12 protein-coding genes are annotated in these 12,107 nt (G+C 40.9%); all 12 read right to left on the reverse strand.

Annotated features, from left to right (window positions below; genetic code table 11):
• Window positions 1-113 precede the first annotated feature (113 nt).
• Entirely contained in the window at window positions 114-1,418 is a 1,305-nt protein-coding gene (gene murA / locus ACUXEY_RS09010; protein ID WP_000411264.1) for a UDP-N-acetylglucosamine 1-carboxyvinyltransferase, read from the reverse strand.
• A 39-nt stretch (window positions 1,419-1,457) separates the two neighbouring features.
• A complete protein-coding gene (locus ACUXEY_RS09015; protein WP_461300522.1) occupies window positions 1,458-2,162 on the reverse strand; it encodes a YwmB family TATA-box binding protein in 705 nt (234 codons plus the stop codon).
• A 51-nt stretch (window positions 2,163-2,213) separates the two neighbouring features.
• Window positions 2,214-2,450 carry a DUF1146 family protein gene (locus tag ACUXEY_RS09020; RefSeq protein ID WP_166702804.1) on the reverse strand — a complete coding sequence of 79 codons (237 nt, stop codon included), beginning with the start codon at window positions 2,448-2,450 and terminating at the stop codon, window positions 2,214-2,216.
• A gap of 212 nt (window positions 2,451-2,662) precedes the next feature.
• Complete coding sequence (gene nuoN / locus ACUXEY_RS09025; RefSeq protein WP_461300532.1) at window positions 2,663-4,177, reverse strand: NADH-quinone oxidoreductase subunit NuoN; 1,515 nt, start codon at window positions 4,175-4,177, stop codon at window positions 2,663-2,665.
• Window positions 4,178-4,184: 7 nt separating this feature from the next.
• Window positions 4,185-5,687: an NADH-quinone oxidoreductase subunit M gene (locus tag ACUXEY_RS09030; protein ID WP_461300523.1), complete on the reverse strand. Its 1,503-nt coding sequence runs from the start codon at window positions 5,685-5,687 to the stop codon at window positions 4,185-4,187.
• Complete coding sequence (gene nuoL, locus ACUXEY_RS09035; RefSeq protein ID WP_461300524.1) at window positions 5,684-7,546, reverse strand: NADH-quinone oxidoreductase subunit L; 1,863 nt, start codon at window positions 7,544-7,546, stop codon at window positions 5,684-5,686. Before nuoL ends, ACUXEY_RS09030 begins: the two co-directional genes overlap by 4 nt.
• A gap of 29 nt (window positions 7,547-7,575) precedes the next feature.
• Window positions 7,576-7,890 (reverse strand): NADH-quinone oxidoreductase subunit NuoK, encoded by a 315-nt coding sequence (gene nuoK, locus ACUXEY_RS09040; protein ID WP_000100078.1) that lies wholly within the window; start codon window positions 7,888-7,890, stop codon window positions 7,576-7,578.
• Complete coding sequence (locus ACUXEY_RS09045) at window positions 7,883-8,407, reverse strand: NADH-quinone oxidoreductase subunit J (protein WP_048528054.1); 525 nt, start codon at window positions 8,405-8,407, stop codon at window positions 7,883-7,885. Before ACUXEY_RS09045 ends, nuoK begins: the two co-directional genes overlap by 8 nt.
• Window positions 8,404-8,823 carry an NADH-quinone oxidoreductase subunit NuoI gene (gene nuoI / locus ACUXEY_RS09050; RefSeq protein ID WP_000677191.1) on the reverse strand — a complete coding sequence of 140 codons (420 nt, stop codon included), beginning with the start codon at window positions 8,821-8,823 and terminating at the stop codon, window positions 8,404-8,406. The genes ACUXEY_RS09045 and nuoI overlap by 4 nt, the downstream gene beginning before the upstream one ends.
• Before the next feature lie 25 nt (window positions 8,824-8,848).
• Window positions 8,849-9,850 carry an NADH-quinone oxidoreductase subunit NuoH gene (nuoH, locus tag ACUXEY_RS09055; protein WP_461300525.1) on the reverse strand — a complete coding sequence of 334 codons (1,002 nt, stop codon included), beginning with the start codon at window positions 9,848-9,850 and terminating at the stop codon, window positions 8,849-8,851.
• Window positions 9,850-10,950: an NADH-quinone oxidoreductase subunit NuoD gene (nuoD, locus tag ACUXEY_RS09060; RefSeq protein WP_000621449.1), complete on the reverse strand. Its 1,101-nt coding sequence runs from the start codon at window positions 10,948-10,950 to the stop codon at window positions 9,850-9,852. The genes nuoH and nuoD overlap by 1 nt, the downstream gene beginning before the upstream one ends.
• Window positions 10,951-10,954: 4 nt before the next feature.
• The coding region (locus tag ACUXEY_RS09065; RefSeq protein ID WP_461300526.1) for an NADH-quinone oxidoreductase subunit C at window positions 10,955-12,107 on the reverse strand (1,153 nt) is incomplete at its 5' end.

Raw genomic sequence — 12,107 nt, forward strand, 5'->3', positions numbered from 1 at the left:
AAATTTTCTAAATATTTTTAATGGTACGTGCATAAGTATAGAATTTCTTGACTATAACAGTAATAACCCAAAAAAAATAGCCCCTACGTCAAAAGACGTAGAGACTATTTCAATTAAGCGTGAAGATCAGAAACTTCTTGTTCTTTCACTTCTTCTACTTTTTCGTTTACACGTTCAATAGTTGCACCTAATGCAGCTAATTTCTTATGGAAATCTACATAACCACGGTCAAGATGCTTTAATTCAGTTACACGAGTGTAACCTTCTGATACTAAACCAGCTAAGATTAATGCAGCAGCAGCACGTAAGTCAGTTGCGCCTACTTCAGCACCTTGTAAGCTGTTTGGACCGTTCATAATAACAGAACGACCTTCGATTTTAATATCAGCATTCATACGACGGAATTCTTCAACGTGCATAAAGCGGTTTTCGAATACCGTTTCTGTAATCATACTTGTTCCATCAGCTTGTAGTAATAATGCCATCATTTGTGATTGCATGTCTGTTGGGAAACCTGGATGAGGCATAGTTTTAATATCAACCGCTTTTAACTTATCTGGGCCGATAACACGTACACCTTCGTTTTCCTCAATAATTTTAACACCCATTTCTTCCATTTTCGCTGTAATTGAGCGTAAATGTTCAGGCACAGCATTTTCAATTAAGATGTCTCCACCAGTAATTGCCGCTGCAACCATGAATGTTCCCGCTTCAATACGGTCAGGAATAATAGAGTGGTTTGCACCATATAATTTATCAACGCCTTCGATACGAATCGTTCCAGTTCCAGCTCCGCGTACTTTCGCTCCCATCGCATTTAAGAAGTTAGCTAAGTCAACGATTTCTGGTTCTTTCGCTGCGTTTTCAAGGATTGTTGTCCCTTTTGCTAATGTAGCTGCAGACATAATGTTTTCTGTCGCGCCCACGCTTGGGAAGTCTAAATAAATTTTAGCTCCTTTTAGTTCTCCCTCAACGTATGCCTCAACAAAACCATTACCAACCTGTACTTTTGCTCCCATTGCTTCGAAGCCTTTTAAATGTTGGTCAATTGGACGTGAACCAATTGCACATCCACCAGGAAGTGCAATACGAGCACGACCGTTACGTGCTAATAATGGTCCCATTACTTGAACAGATGCACGCATTTTACGTACATATTCAAATGGTGCTTCAATGTTTAGTTCTTTAGAAGCATCGATTGTTACTTGGTTATTTTCAAATACGACTTCAGCATTTAAATGACGTAATACCTCATTAATTGTGTATACATCAGACAAAACTGGTACTTCAGATAGTACATTCTTTCCATCACTCGCTAATAGGGCTGCAGCGATTATAGGTAATACAGCATTTTTTGCGCCCTCAACACGCACTGTGCCGTTTAACCGCTTTCCGCCACGGACGATGATCTTTTCCAAATTATTCCCCTCCGTGTCCTTTTTTCAGTATCTATTCACTCAATACTCAGAAGTTATGATCGGTGTGCCAACCACAATTGTATCTTTGTTGTCTGTAGAACGTATTGCTATTTGCACATTTATTTTCTCTCTATTTGTTGAAAGAGCGTCATCCCACTTTTTATTGTATGCGGAGACTGACACAAATGCTCTTTCTTCTATCTGTTCGATCGCTCTTGCTGAAAGATCTTTCAAAACCTGATTGGTTTTATTTTGCAAAACACCTTCAATCTTATCATTCAGTACACCTTGAACACAAGTGTAAATTATAGGTTTTTCACTAAAAATTTTATTTGTTTTCTGAATGTACTTCGGGTCCCATTTCGCCCCACTTACTTCAAAAATAATGAAAGTGTTTTCTTTATTATTTTCCTTACTCCAAGTTACTACTACTCGTTCTTCATAAGAAGAAAACTTTTTATAGGATGTAGCTTTATATCCATCTGGAGATTGCTCTAATTCCCACTTTTGAATATTCGCCTTGTCCTTCACATCGTTTAACAATTTTTGAAACGTATGTATATTAGAAATTGTTTTTGTTTCTCGCGCTAACCATGACCATTTCTCTACTTTAGCATCATTTTTCTCTAAAGATGCGATCATGCTCTCCATTTTCTGTTCACCGCTGATTGGTTTCATCTCTCTATATCCAACCAAAAATAAAACAACACTTATCACAACAATAAGAATGGCTTTAAGCTTCAATTTCATCCCCTCCTATCCCCATTGTTAACGGAGATATGAGGTTCTATACACTTACTTTACTAAATACGTTAAACTCTTTGAATAGCCTAAATAATCAAGGAAAAAGTCACTTACAGATGTCCCAATTGCAATTGTAATTAGGATGAGTAATACTCGCGTCTGCATCACCTTTCCAGGCTTCATTAAACGCTCAATGTGAATCCCTTGTAAGGCCCACCACGTAATGGTAATAAACAATAAATGCGAAACAATGGCAATCAGTGCTTGTTGCCCTAAAAGATGTGCCAAAAAATCGACCCCTTTTTACCCAGCTACTACTTAAGAATTACTATAAAAACGATACCATAATAAGTAGGAGCCACACTTTTTCAAATACAAATAAGCATCTTACATTTCACATCATAATTTTCTCTTAAAAAACGTATACCTATATGCATTTTCAATTGTAATTCACACAAAATAAAAAGCGCAGAGTAACGACTCCACACCTTTTATTTTCACTATTGTACCACGTTCCCTAGGAAGAAGAAATCCTTCATTAATGGAAAATATTCATAAAAGAAATTGTATCCGACCATCGGCATAATCCCTAGTATTACAATCGAGATTGCACAAAGGCTCATAACAACCTTTATATTTAGTGGCAAACGAATCTTCTCTTCTACTTCTCCCGCCCGGAAAAACATTTGCTGTAAAATACGGAAATAATATACGAATGAAATGACTGTCGTCCCCATCATAATAGAGGCTAATACGTAATGAGCTGGCTCTACATGAAGTGCCCCTAAAAAGATGTTAATTTTCCCGATAAAACCAGCTGTTCCTGGTATCCCGGCCAACGATAAAATAAAAATCGTCATTACTATCGCTGTAAATGGCGACCTTTTATATAATCCGGTGAAAATGGTAATGTTTTCTTTGTCGCTTTGTAAGATTAAGCCGTGGATAATTGCAAACGCGCCTATATTCATCAGCATATACGCAAGCATGTAAAACCACATGCTATCCATCGTAAATGGTGATAATGCGACAAGCGGAACGAGTAAATACCCCGCATGCGCAATTCCCGAGTAGGCAAATAGGCGTTTTACGTTATATTGCTTTAATGCGACTACGTTTCCGATAATCATCGTAATACTCGCTAGCACAGCAATGTATATGCTCATACGTCCGTATAAAGATTGCATGTCTCCTTGCACCGATACAGTTGCAAAAACCATGAGGAACAGGCGAGTAATGAGTAGGAACCCTGCAATTTTAGAAATTGTTCCTAGAAAAGCGGTCACAGGTGTAGCGGCTCCCTCATACACATCCGGTGCCCACATATGAAACGGCACTGTCGCAATTTTAAACGAAAGCCCAACAAGCAGTAGTAGAAATGCGAGAGCTAGCAATAACTGAATACCACCAGCAAGCTCCCCTGCGAATACTTTTTGCATATCCACGATATTAGTTGATCCTGTAATACCGTACAAATAACTCATTCCAAAGAGGGTAATGGCCGTTCCAATTCCTCCATTAATGACATATTTCATTGCCGCCTCATTTGATGCACGGTTCTTTTTACGTATTCCTACTAAAATATACGAAGAAAGTGAAAGCAATTCTAAGCCGATGAAAAGTGTAATAAAGTCGACACTAGAAGCCATAAACATAGCCCCAAGAAGTGCCATTAAAAATAAGTAATAATATTCTCCCTTATCTTCAATTGGATTCTTCTTATCATCGCTCATTGCAGTGCATAAGATGAGAGCAGCTCCACCTAATAACAACGTTTTAAACCCTTTTGAAAACCCATCTAACACAAACGATCCGTTTAAAATATCTCCTGCTGGTTCACCGTATAGCGTAACTAATGAGACGATTGCTAATACGATAGCTGCGATTGCGCTAAGCGCTACGTATCTATGGTTCAGCTTAAAAAACAAATCACATATGGAAAGAAGGATGGCAACTCCGAGAATAATGAATTCTGGCACCATGAGATGCCATGATAGGCTAAGTAACGTATTCATATCCATCCTACTTCACCCCCAATGTTTTCAATGTATTTTGAAGCGGATCCCCTAGTATTTCTGGCATTACTCCAATTGCAATAATGCAGAAGATAAGCAGCAATATAGGGACATACTCCCATCCATGTATATCAGCTTTCGCTTCCCACTCTTTCTTACCAAATGTTACTTGCAGTGTTGCCCTTAATACGTATACAGCGGTTAAAATGATGCCAAGTACACCGACTGCAGCAATGACCGGCTCTCCTTGGAATAAACCGAGAAAGGCAAGAAACTCACTAACAAATCCAGACATGCCCGGCAATCCAAGCGATGCCATTCCTCCCGCTAAGAAAAATCCGCTAAGTACGGGTACACTTTTTGCGAGTCCGCCAAGTGCTGTAATATCCGACGTCCCAAAACGCTGTTCTATAACGCCAAGTAAGAAGAAGAGTAAGGCCGCAATTAAACCGTGCGACACAACTTGAAATAGTGCCCCTTGTGTACCTGGTGCATTTAACGCCGCAAGCCCCATTAATACAATGCCCATATGCGAAATACTAGAGTAAGCAAGTACCTTCCTGAAGTCCGTTTGGATAAGCGCTAAGAAGGCTCCGTACAATAAATTAATGACTCCTAAAATCGCAATGAGCGTTGCAAACTCTCGAAAGTATTCTGGGAATAACCCCTGTCCGAAGCGAATCATACCGTATGCTCCAATCTTCAGTAAAACACCTGCATGAAGCATAACTACAGCCGGATGTGCTTCAATATGTACATTGACCATCCAGCGATGTAGCGGGAAAACAGGTAATTTAATCGCAAAAGCGATCATTATGCTAAGAAACAAGCTGAACTGTAAGCTACTTGAGACAGCCGTTCCTCCCCCAGCACCTACACTCGTTAATATTTCTTTAAGCTCTGTCATATTCGTTGTACCTGTTTTCGCAAATAAAACCGAGAAAACGATGAGCAAAATAGCGGAGCCGATACCGTTATATATTAAATAACTATAAGCAGCCTTTTCACTCGACAATTTCCCCCACTTCCCAATTAATAAAAACATTGGTGGCAATGTAATTTCAAAGAAGATAAAGAACAACATTAAATTTTGAGCAGCGAAGACGCCGAGCATCCCTATTTCTAACATGAGTAACAGCATATAAAATGCTTTCAAATTCCTTTTAATCGTAAATGCGGCAATTGCTGCAAGCATCGCTAGAAGGGCCGTCAGCACCATCATAACGAGTGATAAACCATCAATACCAAGCTCGTAATAAATGGAAAACCACCTTTTATCCACCGCTGAAAAATCTCCAAATTTAATCCATTTCACTTTTTCATCAAATAGCGACAAACTCTTTCCAGAAGCGTATGTACAAGCGAGGACAATAGCGATTCCAAATGGAAGCACCGTTCCAAACAAACCGAGCGCTCGCACTGTACGCAATTCTTTTTTCGGTGTTAATGCAAGTAAGAGAATTCCTAAAAGCGGGGAAAAAATGAAGAATGTTAATAACAAATCATTCATCGTAAATCCCCTCCCGTATAGAGCAAAATAATGACGAGTACCGCAAGCGAGACAACTGTTACAGTCCCGTACACTTGTACATTTCCGTTTTGAAGTCTAGACCCCAGTCCGCTTATCCCTTTAACTAGACTCCCTATTAAAACGGCAATTCCTTCGACTACATACACCTCAAACAAGCGAAGCACATGAGCGATTCCTTTCGTAATAGGAAGCACCGTCATATTGTATAGTTCATCCACATAATATTTTTCTTTCAAAAGGTTATAGTGAGGCGCTTCCTCACCCCCAGCCCAATCTCTAGCAATAGATTTCTTGCCATATATGAAGTATGCGAGAGCAATCCCTGCAAATGAAACGAGCGTCGCAACAATCATAATCCAAAACGGTCCGTGTGCTTCTCGCGCTTTAAATGCCACATCTTTCGTAAGCCAATCCCCGAGAAATGTCCCAAACCATGGTGTATTTATATAACCAGCCACTACTGCAAGAACGCCAAGGACAATCATCGGATGCGTCATAATGCGGGGCGATTCATGCACATCTTCCTTCGTCTTCGCTTCCCCAGTAAAGACGAGGAAGTATAACCGGAACATGTAGAATGCTGTTAAGAATGCTGCAATTACTGCTAAGATGAATAAAACATAATTGCCGTTCATCCAAGTCGCCGCTAGAATTTCATCTTTACTAAAGAAACCCGAAAGGAGTGGCACACCACTAATTGCAAGCGTACCGATTAAAAATAGTGCACCCGTTACTTTCATCTTCTTCTGTAAGCCGCCCATTTTATTAATGTTTTGCGTATGCACTGCATGAATAACACTTCCTGCCGCCAAAAATAGTAGCGCTTTAAAAAAGGCATGTGTCGTTAAATGGAAAACACCAGCTACATAACCAGCAGATCCTAGCGCGAGCATCATATACCCGAGCTGGCTAACTGTAGAATAAGCGAGCACTCTCTTTATATCCGTTTGTACAAGACCGATGGAAGCCGCAAATATTGCAGTGAAGGCTCCAACGATTGCCACCGTCTGCATCGCCACCGCACTTGCTGAAAATAGCGGAAACATCGTCGCCACTAAATATACACCAGCTGCGACCATTGTCGCCGCATGAATAAGTGCCGAAACAGGCGTCGGCCCTTCCATTGCATCTGGTAACCACGTATGAAGCGGGAACTGACCTGATTTCCCCATTGCACCGATAAAAATTAATATCGCTGTTATTGTAATCATCGTAGGGGTAAGATCCCCAGTGTGAATCGCTCTAAAAATTGCATCATATTCAAAACTACCTGCATGCCAGAAAATTAAGATCATCCCAATAAATAAACCGACATCTCCAATACGAGTCATAATAAAAGCCTTCTTCGCAGCAGCCTTCGCTTCTTCTTTAAAGAAATAAAAACCGATGAGTAAAAATGAACCAAGGCCTACTAACTCCCAAAATATATAAAGCTGTAATAAATTCGGTGATAAAACGAGCCCGAGCATCGCAAATGTAAAGAGCCCTAAATAAGCATAAAAGGTTGGTAATCTTTCCTCACCTTTCATATAACCTTTCGAATACACATGTACAAGTAAACTCACAAGTGTAACGATAAACAACATTAAAGCCCCTAATGCAGTCACCTCAAAGCCAAATGATATATCAATATCTCCAGCCCTAAGCCATACCCACTTATGCTTCACGCTTGCTTCTGAAAACCGTTCTATTAATACAAGTACCGCAAATATAAAGGAGAGAAAGACGAAGAAAATACTAAGTACACTGCTTCCTTCTCTAATTTTCTTCCCGAATATAAGTAATAACAAAAACGAAACAAGCGGGAAAAGCGGTATGAGCCATGCATAATCGATCATTGTTTCCTTCCCCCTTTTCGGTCACAATGTTATCCTTTGAGCGTATCCATTTCATCTACATGAACCGTCGTACGATTACGATACAAAGCAATTAAAATGGCGAGTCCTACCGCCGCCTCCGCTGCCGCTACAGCCATCGTAAACAGAGAGAAAATTTGCCCTGTTAAATTTGGAAACAAACCTAATTTACTAAACGCTACTAAATTTAAATTAGCTGCGTTCAGCATTAATTCAATACAAACTAATACAATCACTGTATTTCGCTTCGTTAAAGCTCCAAACAAACCGATGCAAAACAAAATAATCGCAAGTGTTAAATATGCAGAAGCAGGAACGCTACTCATTGGAATCCTCCTCTTTCTCATCCTTCTTCGCAAGAATAATCGCGCCAACAAGTGCTACAAGTAAAATTACTGATGTTAACTCAAATGGAATAATATATTCTGAATAGAGAAGTGTACCGATTTGAAGTGTGTTTTTTTCATGGAGAGGTAAACTTCCTTGTGTGCTTTCATTTGCAAAATCAATATTGTTAACAGCGAAATACATAACTGCCCCAAATGCTACAACCGCAAAGAAGATAATCCATTTTCGAAGAGTAAGACGCGATTCATTTTCCGCATTATGTTTCGTTAACATAATGCCAAAAATCATAATAATTGTGATCGCACCAGAGTAAAGTAAAATTTGCGCAACTCCGATAAATTCGGCCGATAAAAGAAAGTACAAACCTGCAATGCTGAGAAATGTTAGAACGAGAGCTAGCATCATATGCATGACTTTCGTTAAGTTCAACATAAGAACGCCGCCGATAATTGCAGACAAGGATAGTATGAAGAATGCTACAAACTCGCCATTCATGCTTTATTCTCCTTCCTGACGTTTTCGTCGTTTTCGTCAAGCCACTGCAAATTTTTAAATAAATCATCACGTGAATATTCCGCGAGCTCAAAGTTATTTGTCATAACAATCGCCTCTGTCGGACAAACTTCTGTACATAAATCACAAAGAATGCAAATTTCAAAATTAATATCGTACGTGTCGATAATTTTTCCTTTTTTCGTAGGATCGGGATGTTTTTTCCCCGTTAATTGAATACAGTCTGTCGGGCAAATGTTGGAGCACTGATTACAAACAATACATTTTTCCGGATAAAATTTTTGAATCCCTCGAAAGCGATCTGGCAGCGGCAACGGTTGATTTGGATAATCATACGTCACCTTCTTCTTACTCAAATTGCTTAATGTATATTTTAATCCTTTAAATAGTCCTTTCATCTCTTACTGGCACCCCCCTCATAGATTAGAAGAATAACTCCTTAATCAATGCCGTTAAGAAAATATTCGCAAGTGCAATTGGCAATAATACTTTCCAGCCAAACTCCATTAACTGGTCACCTCTTATACGCGGGAACGTAACGCGGAACCAAATTAATAGAAAGACTACACTGCTAAATTTCAAAGCAAACCATACAGCTCCGGGGATAAATCCAAGGAACATGACTGGATTCCATCCGCCTAAAAAGAGCACTGTAATTAAAGATGCCATTCCGAAGAAATATACGTACTCTGAAAGCATGAAAAACGCCCAGCGAAACCCTGAGTATTCCGTATGATATCCAGAAACAAGCTCCGACTCGGCTTCTGGTAAATCAAACGGCGTCCTATTTAACTCCGCTACCGCTGCGATTAAAAACACGACGAAACCGATTGGCTGCACGAAAATGTACCAAACATTCTCCTGCGCTGCTACAATTTCATTTAAATTTAGGCTACCAGCTAACAAAACGACGCCGATTACACTCATTACGAGCGGAACTTCATAAGAAATCATTTGCGCCGCCGCACGCATCCCTCCTAAAAGGGAATATTTATTATTCGATGCCCATCCTCCGGTCACAACACCAATTGTCGTAATGCCAGAAACAGCAATGTAATACAGTAAGCCTACGCCTATATCCGCAAACTGAAATTTATCAGTAAACGGGATGACTGCAAGCACCATAAATGCTGGTGCAAATGCAATGACAGGCGCTAATATAAACAACGGTTTATCTGCCGCCTTCGGAATACTATCTTCTTTCAGTAATAGTTTTAGGACATCGGCTACTGTTTGCAGCAGACCAAATCGGCCCCCAACTTGGTTTGGTCCAATCCGCCCTTGCATAAAACCCATCACTTTCCGTTCTGCCAAAATACCATATGTAACGAAGCCAAGGACTGCAAATAATAGGAGTACCGCTAATCCGAAAAAAATGAAGAAATTCGTCCAGCTTGAAGGTGATTGTAAGAGCGTTTCAATCATTAGCCATCAACCTCCCCAAGTACAATATCAACTCCACCTAAAATCGTAATTAAATTGGCGATATTTTCACCTTTCAATAACTTCGGTAAAATTTGCAAATTGTAAAAAGACGGCCTACGAAACTTCAAACGGTACGGCTCTTTCTTTCCGTCACTAGCAATATAGCAACCAATCTCTCCGCGCGGCGATTCTATACGGACGAATGCTTCCCCTTTAGGCGCCTTAATAATCTTCGGCACTTTCGCAAGTACTGCTCCTTCTTTTGGAAACTGCTGGACAGCTTGCTCAACAATTTTTAATGACTCCTCAATCTCTTGCATACGGCAAACGTAGCGATCCCAGGCGTCCCCCACACTCCCAACAGGAATATCGAAATCAAAACGATCATAAATAGAGTACGGTTCATCTTTGCGAAGATCCCAGTTTACTCCGGTGCATCGTAAATTCGCTCCGCTTAAAGAATACGAAATCGCATCTTCCTCGCTATATATACCAACGCCTTTTACACGATTTAAGAAAATCTCATTACCACTAACGAGATCATGGTAACCTGCCAATTGCTCTCTCATATACGGAACAAACTCTTCCACTTTTTCAATCCAACCGTCCGGCGCATCCCACTTTACACCGCCGACTCTCATATAGTTAAAAGTAAGCCGGGCGCCGCATAATTCATTTAACAAATTAATAATCATCTCTCGCTCACGAAATGCGTACAAAAATGGACTGACCGCTCCTATATCAAGAAGATTTGTCCCCCACCAAACGAGGTGGCTCGCAATCCTTCCAAGCTCCATTGCAAGCACTCGCAAGTATTCGGCTCGCTCCGGGATTTCAAGCCCCATCATCGTCTCTACAGCGTGGCAAATGACATAATTATTCGTCATAGCCGATAAATAGTCCATTCGATCTGTATAAGGGATAATTTGCGTATACTGTAAACTCTCCGCAATCTTTTCGGTCCCGCGATGCAAATATCCAATAACCGGTGTAGCTTCTTTAATAATTTCTCCGTCAATCTTAATAACAAGCCTGAACACACCGTGCGTACTCGGATGCTGAGGACCTACATTCAAAAGCATTTCTTCCGTACGGATCATTTAGCTACACCTCCACATCATACGGTTCATAATCTTTTCTAAGCGGATATCCTATCCAATCATCTGGCATTAAAATACGTGACAAATTTGGATGCCCCTTAAATACAATACCAAGCAAATCATACGCTTCCCGCTCTGGCCAGTCCGCTCCTTTCCAAAGCGCTGTCACCGATTCTACTTGCGGTTCTTCCCTATCCAGCTTCACCTTCACCGCTACTGACTGTTTCTTTCCATATGAAAATAAATGAACATACACTTCCATATGTGTCACAAAATCCGTCGCGTGTAGCTCTGACATATAATCAAATGCAAGTCCCTCATGGAATCGCAATAACTCCATTACTTCATAATATTTGGAGGTCTCGACCACAAGAGTTGGCACATCTTTTGAAAGTTTATTAATATAGGAATCTACTAATGTATCCTCTCCTACTTTTCCCTTAATAACTTCAACATACTGATTTAAATACGGTTCATTCACAGATGGCTCTTCCGGCTTCGGCTCCTCTTCCTTCTTACCTTCAGCGCCCTTTGTCTTCGCCCTTGCAGCCGCAGCCGCTTTTGCTTTCGCTGCTGCAATTGCCTTCGCCTTTTCATCTCCCGAATCCCCATCACCTTGCGAGGCCTTCTGCTTCGCTAGCGCCGCTGCTTTTGCCTTCGCTGCCGCCACGGCCTTTGCTTTCGCCGTAGCATTGTCCTCTTCCGTTACTTCTTCGGTTCCTTCTCTTTTTTGCTTCGCTAATGCCGCTGCCTTTGCTTTTGCCTTTTCCTCTTCCGTTACTTCTTCTATTCCTTCTCTTTTTTGCTTCGCTAACGCTGCCGCTTTTGCTTTCGCCGCGGCGGCTGCCTTCGCCTTCTCTTTTGCCTTTTCTTCTTCCGTTACTTCTTCTATTCCTTCTCTTTTTTGCTTCGCTAACGCTGCCGCTTTTGCTTTCGCCGCGGCGGCTGCCTTCGCCTTCGCTTTTGCCTTTTCCTCTTCCGTTACTTCCTCTGTTCCTTCTCTTTTTTGCTTCGCTAATGCCGCTGCCTTTGCTTTTGCCGCGGCGGCTGCCTTCGCCTTCGCTTTTGCCTTTTCTTCTTCCGTTACTTCTTCTATTCCTTCTCTTTTTTGCTTCGCTAACGCTGCCGCTTTTGCTTTCGCCGCGGCGGCTGCCTTC

Source organism: Bacillus sp. F9_6S_D1_P_5, from assembly GCF_054823925.1.

Excerpts from the sequence above, each read along its gene's own strand:
- nuoN (WP_461300532.1), bottom strand. The coding sequence starts at position 4,177 with ATGAATACGTTACTTAGCCTATCATGGCATCTCATGGTGCCAGAATTC.
- ACUXEY_RS09030 (WP_461300523.1), bottom strand. The coding sequence starts at position 5,687 with ATGAATGATTTGTTATTAACATTCTTCATTTTTTCCCCGCTTTTAGGA.
- nuoL (WP_461300524.1), bottom strand. The coding sequence starts at position 7,546 with ATGATCGATTATGCATGGCTCATACCGCTTTTCCCGCTTGTTTCGTTT.
- nuoK (WP_000100078.1), bottom strand. The coding sequence starts at position 7,890 with ATGAGTAGCGTTCCTGCTTCTGCATATTTAACACTTGCGATTATTTTG.
- ACUXEY_RS09045 (WP_048528054.1), bottom strand. The coding sequence starts at position 8,407 with ATGAATGGCGAGTTTGTAGCATTCTTCATACTATCCTTGTCTGCAATT.
- nuoI (WP_000677191.1), bottom strand. The coding sequence starts at position 8,823 with ATGAAAGGACTATTTAAAGGATTAAAATATACATTAAGCAATTTGAGT.
- nuoH (WP_461300525.1), bottom strand. The coding sequence starts at position 9,850 with ATGATTGAAACGCTCTTACAATCACCTTCAAGCTGGACGAATTTCTTC.
- nuoD (WP_000621449.1), bottom strand. The coding sequence starts at position 10,950 with ATGATCCGTACGGAAGAAATGCTTTTGAATGTAGGTCCTCAGCATCCG.